The organism is Rathayibacter sp. AY1G1 (assembly GCF_002932095.1).
Taxonomy (GTDB): domain Bacteria; phylum Actinomycetota; class Actinomycetes; order Actinomycetales; family Microbacteriaceae; genus Rathayibacter.
Genome location: NZ_PSUZ01000015.1, coordinates 1 through 20,812, shown reverse-complemented (window position 1 = coordinate 20,812; position 20,812 = coordinate 1). Strand labels below are relative to the sequence as shown.

Below are 20,812 nucleotides of genomic sequence, written 5' to 3'. Positions count from 1 at the left end.
AAACATCGCGGGCCACCCTGCCCGGTCGGGCGCTCCGGCGCCGGTCGACCGCGGCGCACGATCCCGTGGAGCACCCCGATGAATCCGCAGTCCCTGCTGGTCGTGCTGAACATCGTGCTGCTGCTCTTCGCGATCCGGGGCGTGCTGTCGAACCCGAGGCTCTCGAAGGTCGCGAAGGTCTCCTGGGTGGCGTTCATCGTGATCGCGCCGTTCATCGGCAGCCTCGCCTACCTGGCGGTGGGCCGTCGCGGCGGGAGCGGCGGAAGCGGCACGGTCGTGCGCGGCACGGAGCGGCCGTCGGGCTGGTTCTTCGAGCGCTGAGCGGTCGGGTGGCCCTACGGCGGGGGAGACCCGCGGACGTCGGCGCCCCGCGGACCTCCTGACCCTCCGTCCCGCGGCAACCCCCTGACCGCAGGCTCCGCCCGCGTCTAGCGTGGAGCGCATGGCCGATCGTCTGCGCTCCAGTGTCAGCCCCTACCTCCGCTCGCACGCGGACAATCCGGTCGACTGGTTCCCCTGGGGCGAGGAGGCGTTCGCCGAGGCGGTGCGCCGCGACGTCCCGGTGATGGTGTCGATCGGCTACTCCACCTGCCACTGGTGCCACGTGATGGCGCGGGAGTCGTTCTCGGATCCGGTGCTCGCCGCTCGGATGAACGCGGACTTCGTCGCGGTGAAGGTCGACCGCGAGGAGCACCCGGACGTCGACACGGCCTACCTGACGGCCGCGAGCGCGTTCACCCGGCAGCTCGGCTGGCCGCTGACGGCCTTCGCCACCCCCGCCGGCGAGACCTTCTTCGCCGGCACCTACTTCCCGCCGCGCGCCGTCGGTGGCGTGCCCGCCTTCTCCGACGTCCTCGACGCGGTCTCGGAGGCGTGGCGGCTGCGGCGCGACGAGGTGCAGGCGACGGCGGGCGGCCTCGCCGCGGCCCTGCGCGAGGCGACCGCGGCGCTGCCCGCCGATGCCGCACTGCCCGGCGACGCCGAGCTCGACGGCGCCGTCCGCGCACTCGCGGACGAGGAGGACCGGGTGCACGGCGGCTTCGGCGGCGCCCCGAAGTTCCCGGTGGCCCCCGTGCTCGGGTTCCTGGCCTCGCGGCCCTCGGGAGCGGCGCTCGCCGAGCGCACGCTGCTCGCGCTGGCCGCGTCCCCTCTCCGCGACCGCGACGGGGGCTTCTTCCGCTACGCGACGCAGGCCGACTGGAGCGATCCGCACTACGAGCGGATGCTGTACGACAACGCGCAGCTGCTGGACGTCGCGGCCGTCCTGCTCGGGCACGACGGCGCCCGGGTGGAGGAGCTGACCGGGATCGCGGAGGGCGTCGCCGCGTTCCTCCTGACCACTCTCGAGCGGCCGGGCGGCGGCTTCGCGTCGGCGCAGGACTCGGAGAGCATCGTCGACGGTCAGCGCTCGGAGGGCGGCTACTACCTCGCCGAGGACCGGTCCCGCCTCGCGCCACCCGCTCTCGACGAGAAGGTCGTCACCGGCTGGAACGGCCTGGCGATCCGCGCGCTCGCCCGCGCCGGACGCGTGCTCGGACGGGAGGAGTGGATCGACGCCGCCCGGCGCGCGGCGGACGCGGTGCTGCAGCGGCACCTCGTCGACGGCTGCGTCGCGGTGCGCGCCTCCCTCGACGGTGCCGTCTCCGCGGCCCGCCCGGCGCTGGAGGACCTCGGGATGCTGGCCGGCGGGCTCCTCGAGCTCGCCCTGGCGGAGGGCCGCCCGCGCTACGCGGTCGCGGCGCGCACCCTGATCGACGGCGCGCTCGACGCGGCCGACGGCCCGCTGCCGTTCGCGCTGCCCGGGGGAGGGGACCCGGCGCTGACCGCGCGGGGACTCCTGCTCGCGGCCGACCCCTCCGAGGGCGCCTACCCCTCGGGCCTGTCGGCGACGGCGGACGCGGCGCACGAGCTGTACCTGCTCACCGGATCGCAGCGCTACCGGGAGGCGGCCGAGGCGGTCGTCGCCTCGATCGCTCCGGGCGCGATCCGGCAGCCGATGGGCTTCGGCGCCGTGCTCGGGCTCGCCTCGCGGCTGGCTCGCCCGGTGCGGCAGCTGGTCGTCGTGGGCCCCGGAGCGGCGGAGGCGGTGCAGGGCGCGCGGTCCGCCGGGATCGGCGTGCTGGTCGGCGTCTCCGACCAGGGCGCCCGGGACTGGGCGGACGCGGGCTTCGAGCTGTTCGAGGGGCGGATCTCGCGGGAGGGGCTGCCGACCGCCTACTCCTGCGAGGCCTTCGTCTGCGCCCTGCCGACGACCCGCCTCCCGGAGGAGCTGCTCACGCGGCCGTGACCACCAGCGGCGCCTCGGGGTCGGCGGCCCACTCGTTGAGCGAGCCGTCGTAGACGACCGCCGTGTCGACTCCGAGCACCGCCAGTGCGAGCGCATCGGCCGTCGCGGCGATCCCGCCGCCGCAGTAGAGGACGATTCGCTCGGCCTGGAGAGCGTCTCCGAACAGAGACCGCAGCCGCTCCGGCGGCAGGAGCGTGTTGTCGGCCCGGTCGACGAGCCGCCCGGCGGGGACGCTCCGCGAGCCCGGCAGGTGTCCGAGGCGGGGTCGGCGCCCCTCCTCCCCGGTGAACTCCTTCGGCGGGACCGCGCAGACCAGCGCCCCGGGAGCCTCGCCGCGCACGACGCTCTCGACGCCGGCCTTGTCGATCCAGAGCGGCCGCTCCTCGCGCACGCTGATGCCGCCGCTCACGGCGGGCTCGACGTGCCCCGTCTCGATCGGGCGCTCCTCCCGCCGCCAGGCCGGGAGCCCGCCGTCGAGCACCGCGACGGCGTCGTGCCCGGCCGAGCGCAGCAGCCACCACAGGCGCGAGGCCCACTGGCCGACCGCGGAGTCGTACACGACGACCACCGAGTCGTCGTCGATGCCGAGCGCGGCCGTCGCGGCGGCGAAGCGCTCCGGGTCGAGCCGGGTGAAGGGCAGGGGAGCCGCCGGATCGGACAGCTGCTCGAGCAGGTCGCCGAACACGGCGCCGGGGACATGCCCCTCGAGGAGGTACTGCTCGTCGCCGCTCAGGTAGCCGGGCCGCCCGTCGAAGCCGGGCACGAGCAGCACGCTGGCGTCGACGACGACGAGGTGCTCGCGGCCGAGCTGGTCGGCGAGCCACTGGGTCGAGACGATCGGCCGGGCGAGGTACGGGACGGAGGAGGTGCTCACCCGCCCCACGCTAGGCGCGACCGCCGACATGTGCGCCCCCGTGCGTCACGCACGGTCACGGACGCCACGGGCGCTCAGCACTCGATGACGTTGACCGCGAGGCCGCCCTCGCTCGTCTCCTTGTACTTCGACGACATGTCGATGCCGGTCTGGCGCATCGTCTCGATGACCGCGTCGAGCGAGACGCGGTGGTCGCCGTCGCCGTGCAGCGCGAGGCGGGCTGCGCTCACCGCGGTGGAGGAGGCGATCGCGTTCCGCTCGATGCACGGGATCTGCACGAGGCCGCCGACCGGGTCGCAGGTCAGTCCGAGGTGGTGCTCCATCGCGATCTCGGCCGCGTTCTCGACCTGGCGCGGAGTGCCGCCGAGCACCGCGCAGAGCGCTCCGGCGGCCATCGCGCAGGCCGAGCCGACCTCGCCCTGGCAGCCCGCCTCCGCACCGGAGATCGAGGCGTTCGTCTTGCAGAGCGAGCCGATCGCGGTGGCGGTGAGGAGGAAGCGGCGCAGCCCCGCGCGGTCGGCGCCCGGGACGAAGCGGAGGTAGTAGTGCCCGACGGCGGGGATGATGCCCGCCGCTCCGTTCGTCGGAGCCGTCACGACGCGCCCGCCCGCGGCGTTCTCCTCGTTCACCGCGAGGGCGAAGGCGTGGAGCCACTCCACCGAGGTCGCGCGGGCGCGGTCGAGAGGGTCCTCCTCGAAGGCCTCGAGGCGCTCGCGCAGCACCGAGGCGCGGCGGCGGACGCCCAGGCCGCCCGGCAGCACGCCGTCGGTCGCCAGGCCGTGTTCGACGCAGGCGGCCATGGCGTCCCAGATCGCGTCGAGGCGGGCGTCGATGTCGACCCCGGGGTGCAGAGCGCGCTCGTTCGCGGCGGCGATCTCGGCGATGCCGGAGCGGGTCCGGTCGCAGGTCGCCAGCAGGTCGAGCCCGGAGACGAAGGGGTAGGGGTGCGGGGCCAGCGCAGCCAGCTCGGCGCGCTCGCCCGCGCGCCGGATGAAGCCGCCGCCGATCGAGTAGTAGGTCTCCTCCCACACCGGCAGCGGGTCGTCTCCGACCCAGACGCTGAAGGTGAGGGCGTTCGGGTGCTCCGGCAGCCTCGTGCGCGGCTCGAAGACGACGTCGTCGCGCGTCATCGCGAGGCGCTGCTCGCCGGCCAGGAGGATCGTCCCCTCCGCGTCGAGGCGCTGCCAGGCCCCGCGCACCAGCGCCGGGTCGCACGTCTCGGGGTCCAGGCCGGCGAGACCGGCGACCACCGCGTCGGGGGTGCCGTGGCCGATCCCGGTGGAGCCGAGCGAGCCGTAGAGGGTGCATCCCACCCGGCTCACGCGGCCGAGGAGCCCGGCGTCGCGGATCCGCTCGGCGAGGGCGAGGGCGGCGCGCATCGGTCCGACGGTGTGCGAGCTGGACGGGCCGATCCCCACGCTGAACAGGTCGAGGACGGAGACGTAGGCGCTCATCCACCGAGACTACGCCGGGGCCGGCGGAGTGCGCCGCCCGAGCCGCGCCCGCGACGAAGAGCCACGGAGATCCGGCGTCGACGAGGGTCGGCGGCGGATCAGCGCAGCGTCTTGCGCGCCGAGATCTGGCCGGTGTCGAAGCCGAGCAGGTGCAGGCCGCCGTGGAAGCGGGCGTGCTCGACCTTGATGCAGCGGTCCATCACGACGGTCAGGCCCTTCGACTCGCCGTACTCGGCCGCCTCCTGGTTCCAGATCCCCAGCTGCACCCAGACCGTGGGCGCGCCGACGGCGAGGACGTCGTCGATCACGGCGGGGATGTCGCTCGCCTTGCGGAACACGTCCACGATGTCGGGCACGACCGGGAGCTCGGCGAGGCTGCGGTAGACCGGCTGCCCCAGGATCTCGGTGGCGTTCGGGTTCACGAAGTAGAGCTCGTAGTCGCTCGACTGCTGCAGGTAGGTGGCGACGAAGTAGGAGGAGCGGGCCGGGTTCGGCGAGGCGCCGACGATCGCCACGGTCCTCGCGCGGCGGAGGATGTCGAGTCGCCTGCGGGCGTCGGGGCCCACCCAGGTGCGCTGCGAGCGCAGCATCCTCGCCAGCGGCGAGTTCGCCGGGACCGAGCAGCTCAGCCCGTTGGACAGCTGGACGACCGTGTCGGCGGTGTCGGTGGTGCTCATGCTCAGACCTCCACGGCCGGGGTGTGCAGGGTGGTGGTCGTGTCCTCGGGGAGCTCGGTCGGAGCGTCGGGGGTGCCGTGCTCCTCGACCGCGCGGGCGAGCGCCTGGTCGAGATCGTAGATGATGTCGTCCGCGTCCTCGATGCCGACGGAGAGGCGGACGAGTCCGGGGAGGACGCCCGCGTGGAGGAGCTGGTCCTCGGTGAGCTGGGCGTGGGTGGTCGAGGCGGGGTGGATCACCAGCGTCTTGGCGTCGCCGATGTTGGCGAGGTGGCTGGCGAGGTCGACCGATTCGATGAAGGTCTGGCCGACGGCGCGGCCGCCCTTGACCACGAAGCTGAAGACCGAGCCCGGTCCCTTCGGCAGGTACTTCTGCGCGCGGTCGTGGTGCGGGTGCGCGGGCAGCCCGGCCCAGTAGACCGCCTCGATGCGGGGGTCGGCGTCGAGCCACTCGGCGACGCGGCGCGCGTTGTCGACGTGCGCCTGGATCCGGTACGGCAGCGTCTCGACGCCCTGGGCGAGCAGGAACGCGGAGTGCGGAGCGAGGACCGGCCCGATGTCGCGCAGCTGCTCCGCGCGCAGGCGCGTGAGGAAGCCGTACTCCCCGAAGTTGCCGTCCCACGACAGGTCTCCGTAGGAGGCGACCGGGTCGTGCAGCAGCGGGAACTTCTCGGGGGAGTAGTGGAAGCGCCCCGACTCGACGACGACGCCGCCGAGCGTGGTGCCGTGTCCGCCGAGGAACTTGGTGGCCGAGTGGATGACGATGTCGGCGCCCCACTCGATCGGGCGGACGAGGTAGGGCGTGGCGACCGTGGAGTCGATGATCAGCGGGATGCCGGCGGCGTGCGCGACCGCGGCGAGGCCCTCGATGTCGGCGATCTCGCCGGAGGGGTTCGCGATCGTCTCGGCGTAGAGCACCTTGGTCTTCTCGGTGATCGCCGCCGCGTAGTCGGCGGGGTCGCTCGAGCGGACGAAGGTGGTGTCCACTCCGAAACGGCGGAGCGTGACGTCGAGCTGGGTGATCGATCCGCCGTAGAGGTTGGCGGAGGACACCACGTGGTCGCCCGCGCCGACGAGCGCCGCGAAGGTGATGAACTGCGCCGAGAGCCCGGAGGCCGTGGCGACGGCGCCGAGGCCGCCCTCGAGGCTCGCGACGCGCTCCTCGAAGGAGGCGACCGTGGGGTTCGACAGGCGCGAGTAGACGTTGCCGTACTTCTGCAGCGCGAAGCGGGCCGCGGCGTCGGAGGTGTCGTCGAAGACGAAGGCGCTGGTCTGGTAGATCGGCAGAGCGCGGGCGCCCGTCACCGCGTCGGGGATGTTGCCCGCGTGGATCGCACGCGTCTTGAAGCCGTACTCACGATCTGCCATGCGATCGACGCTAGCGGGAGCCGCCGACACAGCCGCGCCGGAGCGACGCATCGCGTAACAGAGCGGCCCCGCAGTGCAGAGCGACCGTGCGCGACAGAGCGGTCGAGCGGATCGGAGCGCCGATCAGAGCGCCAGCTGCACCGCGGCCAGTCCCATCGCCGCGATCGCCGCCCACGACACCAGGGCGACGAGGAGAGCACGCCACCCCGTCGTCACGAGCGCGCGCACCCGGACGGCGCTGCCGAGCGCGAAGAGGGCCGCGGCGAGGAGCCAGGTCTGCGCGGTGTCGGCGGCGGCGAGCAGTCCCTCCGGCAGGGGGAGGAGCGTGCGCAGCAGCACCGCGGCGAGGAACCCGACCACGAACAGCGGCACGATCGCCGGGCGCGTCCCGCCGGTCCCGCCTCGGCGCCTCGTGACCGCCGCCGCCACCGCGACCATCGGCGCCAGCATGACCACTCGGGTGAGCTTCACCACGACCGCGACGGCCAGCGCCGACGCTCCCGCCACCTGGGCCGTCGCCACGACCTGGCCCACGTCGTGGACCGAGGCGCCGACCCAGTGCCCGAACTGCACGTCGGAGAGCCCGAGCGGCTGCTGCAGTGCGGGGAGCACTGCGATCGCGAGCGTGCCGCAGAGCGTCACCAGCGCGACCGGCGTCGCCTGCTCCTGCTCCTTCGCCCGGGTCGCTCCGGCCATCGCGCCGATCGCCGAGGCCCCGCAGATCGAGAAGCCCGCCGCGAGCAGCAGCGGCTCCTGCCCGGGCAGCCGGAGCGCCCGGCCCAGCGCCCAGGTCAGGCCGAAGGTGGCCAGGACGATCCCGACGACGACCAGGATCGCGCCCCAGCCCAGCGCAGCGATGTCGATCAGAGAGAGCTTCAGCCCGAGCAGGACGATGCCGGCGCGCATCAGCGAGCGGGACGAGAACTTCAGGCCCGGCGCCAGCGCCCCGCTCAGCAGGGGGCGCGCCGCGGGCAGCTGCGCCACGAGGATCCCGAGCGCGACCGCCGCGGTCAGCATCGGCACTGCCGGCACCGTCGCGTGCAGCAGGGCCGCGATCACCGCCGCGACGGCGCAGGCCGCGACTCCCGGGCCCAGCCGCCGGATCATACCCACGAGGGCAGCCACATGTGGGCCTGCCAGAAGGTGAAGGACGTCTGCGCGCCGATCCAGAGCGGCAGGAAGTAGGCCGTCAGCGCGGCCGCCGCCACCGCGAAGACGAGCACCACGAGGACGCCGCGGGTGCGCCGCCTCCGCTCGTCGCCCGGACTCCCGATCACGATCCCGGCCGTCAGCGCCAGTGCCAGCATCATGTAGGGCTCGAAGACGACGCAGTAGAACTGGAACACCGTGCGGTCGAGGTAGAGGAGCCACGGCAGGTAGCCCGCGACGATCCCCATCAGCACGTAGCCGGCGCGCCACTCCCGGTACCGCGCGAGCCGGTAGAGGAGGTACACCAGCGCCAGGACCCCGGCGTACCAGATGAGCGGATTGGCGACCGAGGTGATCGCCTCGTCGCAGCGTGCGGCGGTGCAGCCGTCGACGCCCGTCGCCTGGTCGACGAAGTACATGCTGGTCGGTCGGAGCATGAGCAGCCAGGTGAGCGGGTTCGCCTCGTAGGGGTGCGAGGCCCGCAGGTTGATCGAGTAGTCGTACATCTGCACGTGGTAGTGCCAGAGGCTCTGCGCCCAGTCCGGCACCCAGGCCAGAGCCCCGGTCCAGGCGTTGCCGGGGGCCTCCGACGCCCACTGCCGGGCCCATCCGCCGGAGGTGCGCAGCCAGCCCGTCCAGGTCACGAGGTAGGCGATCAGGGCGATCGGCACGACCAGGAGGAAGGTGACCGGACCCTGCTTGAGGATCGCGCCGCTGCCCCAGAACGGCACGCCCGCGCGGCGCCGCATCAGCGCGTCGACGACCACCGCGTACACGCCGTACGCCGCGAGGAAGTAGACGCCCGTCCACTTCACGCCCGCGGCCAGGCCGAAGAGCACGCCGGCCGCGAGCAGCCAGGGCCGCCACCACAGGACCGGCCCCCAGCTCGGCAGCGCTCCCGCCGCCACCTTCCGCGCCAGCTGCAGGTCGGCCCAGCGCCGGTCCAGCAGCACCGCCGCGACCCCGCAGAGCGCGACGAACATCAGGATCCCGTCCAGGAGCGACACCCGCGACATCACGATCGCGTGGCCGTCGAGCGCGAGCATCAGCCCCGCGAAGGAGGAGAGGAGGGTGGAGCGGAACAGGAGGCGGCCGATCACGATCACCAGCGCGACGGCGAGGATACCCACGACGGCGGTCGCGACGCGCCAGCCGACGCTGTCGTCCGCGCCGAACACGCCCATCCCGAGCCCGATGATCCACTTGCCCAGCGGCGGATGCACCACGAAGGACGGCGCCCCCGTGAAGGTGTCCACGTCGCCGGCCGCGAAGCCGGGGTCCGGGTTCTCGGGCCAGGCGCCCTCGAACCCGAGGTTCCAGAGGGTCCAGGCGTCCTTCACGTAGAAGGTCTCGTCGAACACGAGCGAGCGCGGGTGGCCGAGGTTCCACAGCCGCAGCACCGCGGCCAGGGCGACCACCAGCAGCGGCAGTCCGAGCTCGTACAGCCGGCGGCGCGCGGGGGAGGCGACGAGCCGGGCGTGCAGGTCGTCGAACCAGGAGCCGCGCGGCACGTCCGGGAGCGGGGTGCGCTCCCGCGGTGCGGACGCCTCGGCGGGCTCCACCGGGACCGAGCGCACCGATCCCGCCGCGTCCAGGAGCAGGTCGTCGAAGTCGCGCTGCGGTCGGTCCGTCACCCGGCCATGCTAACGGGGCGCGTCCTCCCGGGACGGCGGCGATCCGCGGCGGGAGGCCCCGGACCCGGCCTGGGAGACTGGCGGCATGATCATCCTCGCCGGCACTCCCATCGGAAACCTCGGCGACGCCTCTCGCCGGCTCGTGGAGGCGCTGGGCTCCGCCCGCCACGTCGCCGCCGAGGACACGCGCGTGACCATCCAGCTGATGCGCGCCCTGGGCGTCGAGAACCGGCCCGCCCTCTACGCCCTGCACGACCACAACGAGCGCGAGCGCGCCGCCGAGCTGGTGGAGCTGGCCCGCGAGGAGGACCTGCTCGTGCTGAGCGATGCTGGCATGCCCACGGTCTCGGACCCGGGCTACCACCTGGTCGAGGCGGCGGTGGCGGCGGGAGTCGCGGTCACCGCGCTGCCCGGTCCCTCGGCGGTGCTGATGGCGCTCGCCGTGTCCGGGCTCCCGACGGACCGCTTCAGTTTCGAGGGGTTCCTGCCCCGCCGGCACGGCGAGCGGGTCTCGACCTTCCGGGCGCTCGTCGACGAGCGGCGCACCATGGTCTTCTTCGAGTCCCCGCACCGGATCGGCGACGCGCTCGCCGACCTGGTCGAGGCGATGGGCCCGGAGCGGCGCGTCGTCGTCTGCCGCGAGCTCACCAAGATGTTCGAGGAGGTCCGGCGCGGCACGGCGGCCGAGCTGGCCGAGTGGGCGGCCGACGGCCTGCGCGGCGAGATCTGCCTGGTCGTCGAGGGAGCCCCCGCGAGGGAGGCGTCGCTCGAGGACGCGCTGGCCGACGTGCTGGCCCGCGTCGAGGCCGGATCGCGGCTCAAGGAGGCGTCGGCCGAGGTCGCCGAGATCACCGGGCTCTCGCGCCGCGCGCTCTACGAGGCGGCGCTCGCCTCCCGCCGCGGCTGAGGACTCCCTCCCCGGCGGCGATCGCGGCCGGTCGTCCACGGCGTCCGTCACACGCCGGGAGCGGTGCCGCGCGGTGAATAGGATGGTCGCCATGTCCGACGGCGCCTCCTTCTACCTCACGACCCCGATCTTCTACGTGAACGACGTCCCGCACATCGGGCACGCGTACACCGAGGTCGCCGCCGACGTGCTCACCCGCTGGCACCGCCAGGCGGGCGACGACACCTGGCTGCTGACCGGCACCGACGAGCACGGCCAGAAGATCCTCCGCACCGCCACCGCCAACGGCACGACCCCCCAGGAGTGGGCCGACCGCCTCGTGAGGACCGCCTGGCAGCCGCTGCTCGAGACCATCGACATCGCCAACGACGACTTCATCCGCACCACGGACGCGCGGCACGAGGTCAACGTCCAGAAGTTCCTGCAGAAGCTGTACGACGAGGACGCGATCTACACCGGCGAGTACGAGGGCTACTACTGCGTCGGCTGCGAGGAGTACAAGCAGCTGTCCGACCTCGAGGAGGGCACCGGCGACTACGCCGGCCAGTACGTCTGCAAGATCCACTCGAAGCCGGTCGAGCTGCTGAAGGAGAAGAACTACTTCTTCAAGATGAGCGAGTACACCGAGCGGCTGCTCGCGCTCTACGAGGAGCGTCCCGACTTCGTCCAGCCCGAGTCGGCGCGCAACGAGGTCGTGAGCTTCGTCCGCCAGGGCCTGGCCGACCTGTCGATCTCCCGCTCCAGCTTCGACTGGGGCGTGAAGGTCCCGTGGGACGACTCCCACGTGGTCTACGTCTGGTTCGACGCGCTGCTCAACTACATCACCGCGGTCGGCTACGGCCAGGACGAGGCGGAGTTCGAGCGCCGCTGGCCCGCGACCCACATCGTCGGCAAGGACATCCTGCGCTTCCACGCGGTGATCTGGCCCGCCATGCTCATGGCCGCTGGCCTCGAGGTCCCCCGGCAGGTGTTCGGCCACGGCTGGCTGCTGGTCGGCGGCGAGAAGATGTCGAAGTCGAAGCTCACCGGCATCGCGCCCGAGCAGATCACCGACACCTTCGGCTCCGACGCCTTCCGCTACTACTTCCTCCGGGCCATCACCTTCGGCCAGGACGGCTCGTTCTCGTGGGAGGACCTGTCGGCGCGCTACCAGTCCGAGCTCGCGAACGGCTTCGGCAACCTCGCCTCGCGGGTCGTCGCGATGCTGCACCGCTACTACGACGGCGTCGTGCCCGCGCCGGGGGAGCCGACCGAGGCGGAGGAGCGCGTGCAGCGCATCGTCGCCGAGGCCGCCGCGTCGGCCGACCGGTCGATCGACGCGCTCGCGATCCACGATGCGATCACCGCCGTGTGGAGCATCGTCGAGGAGCTCAACGGCTACATCACCGAGCAGGAGCCGTGGGCGCTGGCCAAGCGCGAGGAGCGCGAGCGCCTCGGCACGGTGCTCTACACCGCGACGGAGGGGCTCCGCGCCCTGGCCGTGCTGCTCTCGCCGGTCGTGCCGCGCGCGACGGCGTCCCTCTGGGACGCGCTCGGCGTGACGGAGTCGCTGGGCGCCCTCACCGCACAGCCGATCCGCGAGGCGGGCCGGTGGGGAGTCCTCCCCGTCGGCACCACCGTCGGCACGCTCGCCGCGCTCTTCCCGCGCATCGAGGCTCCCGCGTCCTGACGGCCGCGCCTCGACCCGTGGACCGAGCAGCCGAGCGGCGCGGAGTCGCCGGCGGAGGATCCGCAGGAGAGTGCCCGATGACTGCGATCCGAACGCGAGGGGCCGGGTGCGAGCGGCCCTCCGCTCCGTTGGTGCGCTGATGACGCGCGAGGTCCTCGACGCTCTCGAGCAGGCGGCCGAGCTCACCCGGCGCCACGTCGGGCACCCCGAGCGTGCCGCCGCGCTCGCCCTGCGCCTGCACCGGGTGACCGCTCCGACCGAGCTCGTCTACACCCGGTTCCCGCCGACCCTCAGCCTGGTGCTGGCCGGCCGGAAGCGCTCGGTGGTCGGCGACTCCGACGAGCGGTGGGGCGCCGGCCGCTTCCTGATCACCCCCGTCGATCTGCCTGTGGTCGCGGCCGTCGTGGAGACCGGCGACCGCGGCGACTTCCTGTCGGCCAACTGGCATCTCGACCCGCTCGTGGTGGCCGAGATCGCGGCGCTCGCCCCCCGGACGGCCCCGCGGGCTCCCGCCCCGCGGATCGGCACGGTCACGGAGGAGATGGCCGACTCGCTGCGCCGACTCTTCCGTCTGCTCGACGCCCCCGCCGACATCCCGGTGCTCGCCCCCGCGATCACGCGCGAGCTCGTGCTGCGCTGCGCTCCACCCCGGGCCGCTCGTCCAGATCCACTGAGCGGCGGGCGCTGTCGCGGGGACTCCGAGCGGCGCGTACCGCGGCGTCAGACGCGGGCGCCGACGATGCCTCCGTCGACGTCGAGCGTCGTGCCGTGGACGTACGAGGCCTCGTCCGAGACGAGCCAGCGCACGGCCAGGGCGATCTCGTCCGGACGTCCGGGCCGGCCGGCGGGGGCGGACGCGGTCATCTGCTCCAGGATCGCCGCGGCGTGCTCGTTGCCGGGCGTGAGAGTCGCGCCGGGCGCGACGGCGACCACGCGCACGCCGCTCGGGCCGTACTCGGCCGCCCACGCCCGCGTGAGGTGCTCCAGCGCCGCCTTGGTCGCGGGGTAGAGCGCGGTCCCGGGCGTTCCCACCCGTCCCATCCACGAGGTGATGTTGACGACCACTCCGCTCCCGCGCTCGGCCATGGCCGGGGCGATCGCCGCGACGAGCTGGTGCGGCACGCGGATGTTCGTGGTGAGGAGGGACTCGACATCGGCGTCGCTGAGGTCGGCGGTCGGCCCCACCGGGAACACTCCGGCGTTGTTGACGAGGACGTCGATCCGCCCGTCGAGGAGGGTCAGCGCCCGGGCGGCGACGGCGCGGGTCTCCTCCGGCGTGCCCGCGAGGTCGGCGACGAGCGCGGAGGCGGTGCCCCCGTCGGCGCGGATGCCGCGGACGACGGACCCGACCCGCTCGGGGTCGCGTCCGTGCACGAGGACGTGAGCGCCGGCCCCGGCGAGGCGGCGGGCGATGGCCGCGCCGATCCCGCTCGAGGATCCGGTGACGAGGGCGTGGCGCCCGGCGAGGGAGCCGGGTGCGGAGTGGGCGAGGAGCTCGGTGTCTGTCATGGCTCCAGCCTCCCGGCGGCGCGGGAGGCGGGCTGTCCCGATCCGATCGGGTGCTGACCCGATCCGCTCAGGGCGCCTCAGCGGCCGCCTCTCGGCCCTCGTCCACCCGGGACTCCGGCCCGCGCGAGCCCTCCCGGTAGCCTGGAGCGCATGACCGACAGCCAGCACGTCCGCTCCCGCGAGGCCTCGTCCGGCCGCGACCTGACGTACCCGCCGCTGCCCGAGGCGCTCGTCGTCCCCGTCTACGACAACCACACGCACCTCGAGATCGCCGACGGCCTCGAGCCGCTCGACCACCGCGAGCAGCTCGACCGGGCCTCCACCGTCGGGGTCCGCGGCGTCGTCCAGGTCGGCACCGACGTCGAGACGAGCCGCTGGTCGGCCGAGCAGGCGGCGAGCGAGCCGCGGATGCTGGCCGCCGTCGCGATCCACCCCAACGAGGCGCCCGAGCTGGAGCAGCGCGGCGAGCTCGACGCCGCCCTCGCCGTGATCGCCGAGCTGGCGGAGCAGCCGCGGGTGCGCGCCATCGGCGAGACCGGGCTCGACTTCTTCCGCACCGGCGAGAGCGGCCGCGCCGCGCAGTTCCGCTCCTTCGAGGAGCACATCCGCATCGCGAAGGAGCACGACCTCGCGCTGCAGATCCACGACCGCGACGCGCACCGCGAGGTCATCGAGACCCTGCGCCGCGTCGGCGCCCCCGAGCGCACCGTCTTCCACTGCTTCTCCGGGGACGCGGAGATGGCGCGGATGTGCACGGACGAGGGCTGGTACCTCTCCTTCGCCGGCACCGTGACGTTCAAGAACGCCGAGCCGCTGCGGGAGGCGCTCGTCGCGACCCCGCGGCACCTCATCCTGGTCGAGACCGACGCGCCGTACCTCACTCCGTCGCCCTTCCGCGGCCGCCCGAACGCGCCCTACCTCCTCCCGCACACCCTGCGCTCGATGGCCGCGACCCTCGAGACCGACGTCGGCCACCTGGCCGCGACGATCGCCTCGAACACGGAGGCCGTGTACGGCGAGTGGGGCGGCGAGGTCGGCTCCGAGCCGACGGAGCCGGTCGGACCCCTCGCATGAGCGGCCGCCACGCCGCCGAGCCGACGGCCGCCGCGATCCCGCGCCTGCTGGGCCCGGCCGAGATCCGCGACCTCGCCGGCCTCCTCGACGTCACGCCGACCAAGAAGCTCGGCCAGAACTTCGTGCACGACGCCAACACGGTCCGCCGCATCGTCAAGCTCGCTCGGGTGCGCCCGGGGGAGACCGTCGTCGAGATCGGCCCCGGCCTCGGATCGCTGACCCTCGGCCTGCTCGAGGCGGGCGCACAGGTCGTGGCCGTCGAGATCGACGGGCGCCTCGCCGAGCAGCTGCCGCGCACCGTCGAGCTGATGGCGCCAGGCGCCGATCTCGCGGTCGTGCACGCCGACGCGATGAAGGTGCTCGACCTGCCGGGGGAGCCGGTCCGGCTCGTCGCCAACCTCCCGTACAACATCTCGGTGCCGGTGCTCCTGCACTTCCTCGAGCACTTCGCCAGCATCCGGTCCGGAGTGGTGATGGTGCAGTCCGAGGTCGGGCACCGGCTCGCCGCCGGTCCCGGCTCCAAGGTCTACGGCGGCCCGAGCGTCAAGGCGGCGTGGTTCGGCTCCTGGACGACGGGCGGCGCGGTCTCGCGTCAGATCTTCTGGCCGGTGCCGAACGTCGACAGCGTGCTCGTCGCGTTCGACCGCGGCGAGGAGCCGGGCGACGAGACCCTGCGCCGCGCCGTCTTCGCGGTCGTCGACGCGGCGTTCGCGCAGCGGAGGAAGATGCTCCGCCAGTCGCTCGCGACCCTCTTCGGCGACAGCGCCGCAGCGATCGTCGCGCTCGAGCGGGCCGGCGTCCCGCAGACCGCGCGCGGCGAGGAGCTGGACGTCGCCGCCTTCGTCCGCCTGGGCCGCGAGCTCGATCCGGCGCGGGTCCCCGTGCGCGGCGCGGCGGTGCCCGACGGGTCGCTGGCGGAGACCGACGGGGACGACGCGGACGGCGACGGGGAGCCCGCCCCGGGTGCGGACGAGGGCGCCTCCGCCACCCTGTAGCGTGGATGCATGGCCCACCGCGCGACGTCGAACCGGGTCCACGCGCGGGCGCCCGGCAAGATCAACGTGTTCCTCAAGGTCGGCGCCGTGCGCGACGACGGGTACCACGAGCTGGCCACCGCGTTCCAGTCGCTCTCCCTCTACGAGGACGTGTTCGCGGAGGAGGCGGCCGACTTCTCGGTCTCCTTCTCGGGCTCGATCGACACCTCCCGCCTGGCCGTCGACGGCTCCAACCTCGCGATCAAGGCGGCTCGGGCGCTCGCCCGGGCGACCGGCTACCGCGGCGGCGTGCACCTCGAGATCGAGAAGAACGTCCCCATCGCCGGCGGCATGGGCGGCGGCTCGGCCGACGCAGCCGCGACCCTGCTCGCCTGCGACGCGCTCTGGGGCACGGCCTGCACGAGGGAGCAGCTGCTCGGCATCGCCGCGAGCCTCGGCGCCGACGTCCCCTTCTCCTTCACCGGCGGCACCGCGATCGGGGTCGGCCGCGGCGACGAGCTGAGCCCGGCGCTCGCCAAGGGCCGCTTCGAGTGGGTGCTGGTCCTCTCGGAGGAGGGCCTGTCGACCCCCGAGGTCTACAGCGAGCTCGACCGGCACCGCGAGCGCCACCTGCACGACTTCCGCCCGATCTCGGCGACCCCCGCCATCGATCCCAACGTGCTGCAGGCCCTCCGCGCCGGGGACGCCGCCATGCTCGCCGACGCGATGCACAACGACCTCCAGGCGCCGGCGCTGCACCTGCAGCCAGGGCTCGCCCGCATCCTCGAGCTCGGCGAGGGCCGCGGAGCGCTCGGCGGCCTCGTCTCGGGGTCCGGACCGACCGTCGCGTTCCTCGCTCCGGACGCCGATGCGGCGGCCGACCTGCAGCGCGAGCTGAGCTCCGCGCGGCTGAGTGCCGTGCGGGTCTCCGGCCCGGTCCACGGGGCGCGCCTGCTGTCGACCTAGTCGCGGGGGCGGTGCCTCCGGAGCGGGGCGCGGGAGCCCCGCGCCCGGCGCCCTCCACAGACGGTCCGCAGAGAAGTTCCGACCTCGTGGCTTAGAGTGCCGCTCATGTCCCGCCGAGCCACCCTCTTCGCGATCCTCTCCGGGATCGTGGCCGCCGTCGTCGCCCTCGCGGCCGCCGAGGTCGTCGCGGTCTTCACCGGAGCGGGCGGCAGTCCGCTGGTCGCGGTCGGCGGCTTCGTCATCGACATCGTGCCCCCGGGCGTGAAGGACACGGTCATCGCGCTCTTCGGCACCGGCGACAAGCTCGTGCTGCTGGTCTCGATCGGCCTCGCGATCGCGCTGCTGGCCGTCGGCGCGGGAGTCCTCGAGTACCGCCGCCCGCCGTTCGGCGTGCTGCTGCTGGCCGTCGTCGCGGGCGCCGGTGCGCTCGCCGCCGTCAGCCGCGAGGGCGCCTCCGGGATCGACGCGGCGCCGAGCATCGTGGGCATGGTGGCCGGTGCCGCGGTGCTCCGCTCGGCCTCCGTCCGCCTCCGCGGCTGGCAGGAGGAGCGCGAGAGCGACTCCCCGGACCGCCGGTCGTTCCTCCGCCTGGTCGGGATCGCCGGAGTCGCCGCGGTCGCCGCCGGCATCGGCGCCCGCTTCCTCACGTCCGCCTCCGCCGCCGTCACCGCCGTGCGCGAGGCCGTGTCCCTGCCGGCTCCCGCCTCGGCCGCCGCGCCCGTCCCGGCCGGCGCCGTGCTCGACGACATCGACGGCATCAGCTCCTACGTCACTCCCAACGCCTCGTTCTACCGGATCGACACCGCGCTCTCGGTGCCGTCGGTCGAGCCCGCCGACTGGTCGCTGAAGATCACCGGCATGGTGGAGGAGGAGATCGAGATCACCTGGGACGAGCTGCTCGCACTGCCGCTCGAGGAGCACCTGGTCACCCTGTCCTGCGTGTCCAACGAGGTCGGCGGCGACCTGATCGGCACCGCCCTCTGGCTGGGCTACCCGATCCGCGAGCTGCTGGCCCGGGCCCGGCCGACCGCCGGCGCCGACATGGTGCTCTCGCGGAGCATCGACGGCTTCACCGCCTCCAGCCCGCTCGACGTGCTGCAGGACGAGGACCGCGCGAGCCTGCTCGCCGTCGGGATGAACGGCGAGCCGCTCCCGGTCGAGCACGGCTTCCCCGTCCGGATGGTCGTCCCCGGCCTGTACGGCTACGTCTCGGCGACGAAGTGGGTCGTCGAGCTGAAGGTCACGACCTTCGCGGAGGACCTGGCGTACTGGTCGACGCGCGGCTGGACCGAGCGCGGTCCGATCAAGATCGAGTCGCGGATCGATGTGCCGCGCCAGGGCCAGCCCGTCGAGGCGGGGACGGTCGCCGTGGCGGGAGTCGCCTGGGCGCCGCACACCGGCATCGCGAAGGTGGAGGTGCAGATCGACGGCGGCGCCTGGCAGGAGGCGCGCCTCGCCGAGCAGGTCACCGCGGACACGTGGATCCAGTGGGTCCTCGAGTGGGACGCGACGGTCGGCGACCACGTCGTGACCGTGCGCGCCACCGACGCGGACGGCACGGTGCAGACCACGGTCGAGCGCCCGCCCGCTCCCGACGGTGCCACGGGACTGCACCGCCGCTCGGTGTCCGTCTCGGAGCCGGCAGCCGCGGGCTGAGGTCCGGGGGCCGCGACCCGGCCGCACTGTGATCGACCCGCGGCGGACCGCTCAGGCGGCACCGCCTAGGCTGGATCCCTATGGCACATCTGCTGGGCGCCGAGGCGCTGCGACTCGAGTACCCCACACGCGTGATCTTCGACGACGTCTCCCTGGGGATCGAGGAGGGCGACCGCATCGGGATCGTCGGACGCAACGGCGACGGCAAGTCGACCCTCCTGCGCCTGCTCGCGCAGCGCATCGAGCCGGACAGCGGCCGCGTCACGCACCGCCGCGGCGTCACGCTCGGGATGCTCGACCAGGCCGACACGGTCGATGAGGACCTCACCGTCGCCCAGGCCGTCGTCGGCGGGCTCCAGGAGCACGAGTGGGCGGGCGACGCGCGCACCCGAGACGTGATCGCGGGCCTGCTGCGCGACGTCCCCTGGGACGGAGTGGTCGGCTCCCTCTCGGGCGGGCAGCGGCGCCGGGTCGCCCTCGCGAAGCTGCTCGTCGGCGACTGGGACGTCGTCTTCCTCGACGAGCCCACCAACCACCTCGACGTCGAGGGCATCGCCTGGCTCGCCGAGCACCTCAAGCGCCGCTGGGCGGCGTCGTCGGGCGGGCTCGCGGTCGTCACCCACGACCGGTGGTTCCTCGACGAGATCTGCACCGCCACCTGGGAGGTGCACGACCGTCTCGTCGAGCCGTTCGAGGGCGGGTACGCGGCGTACATCCTGCAGCGCGTCGAGCGCGACCGGATGGCCTCGACCATGGAGGCCAAGCGCCAGAACCTGATGAAGAAGGAGCTCGCCTGGCTCCGCCGCGGCGCCCCCGCCCGCACGGCGAAGCCCAAGTTCCGGATCGACGCCGCGAACCAGCTGATCGAGGACGAGCCCCCGGTGCGCGACTCGGTCTCGCTCTCGCAGCTCGCCGTCTCGCGCCTGGGCAAGGACGTCGTCGACCTGCTCGACGTCACCGTCCGCTACGGCGAGCGGACCGTCCTCAACCGCATCGAGTGGCGGATCGCGCCCGGCGAGCGCACCGGCATCCTGGGCGTGAACGGCGCCGGCAAGTCGACCCTCCTCGGCCTGGTCGCGGGCAGCGTGGAGCCGACGAGCGGCCGGGTGAAGCGCGGCACCACCGTGCGCGTCGCGATCCTCGACCAGCAGCTGCGCGAGCTGACCGGGGTCCAGCACCGGCCCGTCCGCGAGATCATCGCGGAGCAGCGCACCAGCTACTCCATCGGCGGCAAGGAGATGACTCCGGGCCAGCTGCTCGAGCGCCTCGGCTTCTCGAGCGCGCAGCTCTCGACGCCGGTGAAGGACCTCTCGGGCGGTCAGCGCCGGAGGCTCCAGCTCCTGCTCATCCTGCTCAGCGAGCCCAACGTGCTGATCCTCGACGAGCCGACCAACGACCTCGACACCGATATGCTCGCCGCGATCGAGGACCTGCTCGACTCCTGGCCGGGCACCCTCCTCGTCGTCTCGCACGACCGGTACCTGCTCGAGCGCGTCACCGACCAGCAGTACGCCGTGATGGACGGCGCGTTCCGCCACCTGCCCGGCGGCGTCGAGCAGTACCTCGACCTGCGCCGCGCGCTCGAGAAGGGTGCGCCCGCGGCGGCGTCGTCGGGCTCCTCCTCCGCCGCGCCGGCGTCGAGCGGACTCGCGGGGGCCGAGCGCCGCACCGCGGAGAAGGAGGTGTCGGCGATCGACCGGCGCCTGCACAAGCTCACGCAGCTGACGAAGACCGTGCACGAGAAGATGGCGACGCACGACCAGGACGACTACGACGGCATCCTGGCGCTCAACGCCTCGCTCCGAGCCTACGAGGACGAGGCGGCCGAGCTCGAGCTGCGCTGGCTGGAGCTCTCGGAGCAGCTCGAGGGCTGACGCCGCTCTCCTCCGCGGCACCGGCAGCTGTCCCGTACCGCGTGGGCGGGCCGCCGTCGCGGGCCCGGGGCGACCGGCTCAGCCGAAGTCGAGGGAGAGCTTTCTGAGGAGCTGCGCCAGCCGCTCCTGCTGCGCGTGGGTGAGCGCGCCGAGCAGCTCCTGCTCCGCGTCGACCAGGCGGGTGATCGCCGCGTCGACCCGGGCGAGCCCCGACGGCGTCATCTGCACCAGCACGCCGCGCCCGTCGTTCGGGTCGTCGAGGCGCTCGACCAGGTCGCGCTCGACCAGCCGGTCGATGCGGTTGGTCATGGTGCCGCTGGTGACCATGGTCGCCTGGAGGAGCTGCTTGGGGCTCATCCGGTACGGCGCGCCCGCGCGCCGCAGGGCCGAGAGCACGTCGAACTCCCACGTCTCGAGCTCCGACCGGCCGAAGGCGCTGCCGCGCGCGCGCTCGAGCTGCTTGGCCAGCCGGCGCATCCGCGAGAAGACCTGGAGCGGCGTGAAATCGAGATCGGGCCGCTCCCGGACCCAGGCGTCGACGATCCCGTCGACCTCGTCATTCGCACTCACCCGTCCATTGTGGCGGCTGCGCGGCTCGGGCGACGCCGGGAGGCGGACGGGCCCGGGAGGCGGACGGGCCGGGAGGCGGTGCAGGACCTTCGGGGTGCGGGACTTCATGCGGGTGCCCTGGCCTGCCGCCAGGATCACGACGGCGAGCGTGCTGTCTGCCATGTTCTTCGC

17 protein-coding genes and 1 pseudogene are annotated in these 20,812 nt (G+C 73.7%); 10 read left to right on the top strand and 8 right to left on the bottom strand.

All coding sequences use genetic code 11. From position 1 onward, the window contains the following. The first annotated feature begins 78 nt into the window (after nucleotides 1–78). Both C5C36_RS09925 and C5C36_RS09920 read left to right on the top strand, forming a co-directional pair. Nucleotides 79–321 carry a PLDc N-terminal domain-containing protein gene (locus tag C5C36_RS09925; RefSeq protein WP_159939582.1) on the top strand — a complete coding sequence of 81 codons (243 nt, stop codon included), beginning with the start codon at nucleotides 79–81 and terminating at the stop codon, nucleotides 319–321. Between the two features lie 121 nt (nucleotides 322–442). Beyond that, nucleotides 443–2,287, top strand: coding sequence for a thioredoxin domain-containing protein (locus C5C36_RS09920; RefSeq protein ID WP_104262861.1), 1,845 nt, complete (start codon nucleotides 443–445; stop codon nucleotides 2,285–2,287). Here the strand turns inward: C5C36_RS09920 and C5C36_RS09915 are convergent. The 6 genes from C5C36_RS09915 to C5C36_RS09890 form a co-directional block, all read right to left on the bottom strand. Next, nucleotides 2,274–3,161, bottom strand: coding sequence for a sulfurtransferase (locus C5C36_RS09915; protein ID WP_181133801.1), 888 nt, complete (start codon nucleotides 3,159–3,161; stop codon nucleotides 2,274–2,276). The genes C5C36_RS09920 and C5C36_RS09915 overlap by 14 nt on opposite strands. Before the next feature lie 74 nt (nucleotides 3,162–3,235). After that, entirely contained in the window at nucleotides 3,236–4,615 is a 1,380-nt protein-coding gene (locus tag C5C36_RS09910; RefSeq protein WP_104309675.1) for an L-serine ammonia-lyase, read from the bottom strand. A 98-nt stretch (nucleotides 4,616–4,713) separates the two neighbouring features. Beyond that, nucleotides 4,714–5,292, bottom strand: coding sequence for a CoA-binding protein (locus C5C36_RS09905; RefSeq protein WP_104222320.1), 579 nt, complete (start codon nucleotides 5,290–5,292; stop codon nucleotides 4,714–4,716). A 2-nt stretch (nucleotides 5,293–5,294) separates the two neighbouring features. Continuing rightward, nucleotides 5,295–6,659 carry an O-acetylhomoserine aminocarboxypropyltransferase/cysteine synthase family protein gene (locus tag C5C36_RS09900; protein ID WP_104226921.1) on the bottom strand — a complete coding sequence of 455 codons (1,365 nt, stop codon included), beginning with the start codon at nucleotides 6,657–6,659 and terminating at the stop codon, nucleotides 5,295–5,297. A gap of 123 nt (nucleotides 6,660–6,782) precedes the next feature. Next, on the bottom strand, nucleotides 6,783–7,766 hold the full coding sequence (locus tag C5C36_RS09895; RefSeq protein WP_104226922.1) for a YeiH family protein: 984 nt from the start codon (nucleotides 7,764–7,766) through the stop codon (nucleotides 6,783–6,785). Continuing rightward, the gene (locus tag C5C36_RS09890; protein WP_258072250.1) at nucleotides 7,763–9,442 is read right to left on the bottom strand and encodes a dolichyl-phosphate-mannose--protein mannosyltransferase; all 1,680 of its coding nucleotides are present in this window, start codon (nucleotides 9,440–9,442) and stop codon (nucleotides 7,763–7,765) included. The genes C5C36_RS09895 and C5C36_RS09890 overlap by 4 nt, the downstream gene beginning before the upstream one ends. Nucleotides 9,443–9,527: 85 nt before the next feature. Between C5C36_RS09890 and rsmI the strand changes: the two genes are divergently transcribed. From rsmI to C5C36_RS18265, 3 genes and pseudogenes are all read left to right on the top strand, one after another. Further along, on the top strand, nucleotides 9,528–10,349 hold the full coding sequence (gene rsmI, locus C5C36_RS09885; protein ID WP_104226923.1) for a 16S rRNA (cytidine(1402)-2'-O)-methyltransferase: 822 nt from the start codon (nucleotides 9,528–9,530) through the stop codon (nucleotides 10,347–10,349). Nucleotides 10,350–10,440: 91 nt separating this feature from the next. Then, nucleotides 10,441–12,018, top strand: coding sequence for a methionine--tRNA ligase (gene metG / locus C5C36_RS09880; protein WP_104309674.1), 1,578 nt, complete (start codon nucleotides 10,441–10,443; stop codon nucleotides 12,016–12,018). 139 nt (nucleotides 12,019–12,157) lie between these two features. Further along, nucleotides 12,158–12,643 (top strand): annotated as a pseudogene (locus C5C36_RS18265) (AraC family transcriptional regulator); the annotation flags it as partial. A 95-nt stretch (nucleotides 12,644–12,738) separates the two neighbouring features. On the opposite strand, the gene C5C36_RS09870 reads toward C5C36_RS18265, so the two are convergent. Beyond that, entirely contained in the window at nucleotides 12,739–13,527 is a 789-nt protein-coding gene (locus C5C36_RS09870) for an SDR family NAD(P)-dependent oxidoreductase (RefSeq protein WP_104274307.1), read from the bottom strand. Between the two features lie 150 nt (nucleotides 13,528–13,677). On the opposite strand from C5C36_RS09870, the gene C5C36_RS09865 reads away from it, so the two are divergent. The 5 genes from C5C36_RS09865 to C5C36_RS09845 all read left to right on the top strand — a co-directional run bounded on the left by C5C36_RS09865 (nucleotide 13,678) and on the right by C5C36_RS09845 (nucleotide 20,071). Further along, on the top strand, nucleotides 13,678–14,601 hold the full coding sequence (locus C5C36_RS09865; RefSeq protein ID WP_104222332.1) for a TatD family hydrolase: 924 nt from the start codon (nucleotides 13,678–13,680) through the stop codon (nucleotides 14,599–14,601). Beyond that, a complete protein-coding gene (rsmA, locus tag C5C36_RS09860; protein ID WP_181073461.1) occupies nucleotides 14,598–15,596 on the top strand; it encodes a 16S rRNA (adenine(1518)-N(6)/adenine(1519)-N(6))-dimethyltransferase RsmA in 999 nt (332 codons plus the stop codon). The genes C5C36_RS09865 and rsmA overlap by 4 nt, the downstream gene beginning before the upstream one ends. 9 nt (nucleotides 15,597–15,605) lie before the next feature. Further along, nucleotides 15,606–16,541, top strand: coding sequence for a 4-(cytidine 5'-diphospho)-2-C-methyl-D-erythritol kinase (locus C5C36_RS09855; RefSeq protein WP_104222334.1), 936 nt, complete (start codon nucleotides 15,606–15,608; stop codon nucleotides 16,539–16,541). Between the two features lie 105 nt (nucleotides 16,542–16,646). Further along, complete coding sequence (locus tag C5C36_RS09850) at nucleotides 16,647–18,197, top strand: molybdopterin-dependent oxidoreductase (RefSeq protein WP_104309672.1); 1,551 nt, start codon at nucleotides 16,647–16,649, stop codon at nucleotides 18,195–18,197. A gap of 80 nt (nucleotides 18,198–18,277) precedes the next feature. Next, complete coding sequence (locus C5C36_RS09845) at nucleotides 18,278–20,071, top strand: ABC-F family ATP-binding cassette domain-containing protein (RefSeq protein WP_104222338.1); 1,794 nt, start codon at nucleotides 18,278–18,280, stop codon at nucleotides 20,069–20,071. Between the two features lie 78 nt (nucleotides 20,072–20,149). On the opposite strand, the gene C5C36_RS09840 is transcribed toward C5C36_RS09845, so the two are convergent. After that, nucleotides 20,150–20,641: a MarR family winged helix-turn-helix transcriptional regulator gene (locus C5C36_RS09840; protein WP_104222340.1), complete on the bottom strand. Its 492-nt coding sequence runs from the start codon at nucleotides 20,639–20,641 to the stop codon at nucleotides 20,150–20,152. Nucleotides 20,642–20,812 lie beyond the last annotated feature (171 nt).

Coding starts and splice junctions, on each gene's coding strand:
- C5C36_RS09925 (WP_159939582.1), top strand. CDS start 79: ATGAATCCGCAGTCCCTGCTGGTCGTGCTGAACATCGTGCTGCTGCTC.
- C5C36_RS09920 (WP_104262861.1), top strand. CDS start 443: ATGGCCGATCGTCTGCGCTCCAGTGTCAGCCCCTACCTCCGCTCGCAC.
- C5C36_RS09910 (WP_104309675.1), bottom strand. CDS start 4,615: ATGAGCGCCTACGTCTCCGTCCTCGACCTGTTCAGCGTGGGGATCGGC.
- C5C36_RS09905 (WP_104222320.1), bottom strand. CDS start 5,292: ATGAGCACCACCGACACCGCCGACACGGTCGTCCAGCTGTCCAACGGG.
- C5C36_RS09900 (WP_104226921.1), bottom strand. CDS start 6,659: ATGGCAGATCGTGAGTACGGCTTCAAGACGCGTGCGATCCACGCGGGC.
- C5C36_RS09895 (WP_104226922.1), bottom strand. CDS start 7,766: ATGATCCGGCGGCTGGGCCCGGGAGTCGCGGCCTGCGCCGTCGCGGCG.
- rsmI (WP_104226923.1), top strand. CDS start 9,528: ATGATCATCCTCGCCGGCACTCCCATCGGAAACCTCGGCGACGCCTCT.
- metG (WP_104309674.1), top strand. CDS start 10,441: ATGTCCGACGGCGCCTCCTTCTACCTCACGACCCCGATCTTCTACGTG.
- C5C36_RS09870 (WP_104274307.1), bottom strand. CDS start 13,527: ATGACAGACACCGAGCTCCTCGCCCACTCCGCACCCGGCTCCCTCGCC.
- C5C36_RS09865 (WP_104222332.1), top strand. CDS start 13,678: ATGACCGACAGCCAGCACGTCCGCTCCCGCGAGGCCTCGTCCGGCCGC.
- rsmA (WP_181073461.1), top strand. CDS start 14,598: ATGAGCGGCCGCCACGCCGCCGAGCCGACGGCCGCCGCGATCCCGCGC.
- C5C36_RS09855 (WP_104222334.1), top strand. CDS start 15,606: ATGGCCCACCGCGCGACGTCGAACCGGGTCCACGCGCGGGCGCCCGGC.
- C5C36_RS09850 (WP_104309672.1), top strand. CDS start 16,647: ATGTCCCGCCGAGCCACCCTCTTCGCGATCCTCTCCGGGATCGTGGCC.
- C5C36_RS09845 (WP_104222338.1), top strand. CDS start 18,278: ATGGCACATCTGCTGGGCGCCGAGGCGCTGCGACTCGAGTACCCCACA.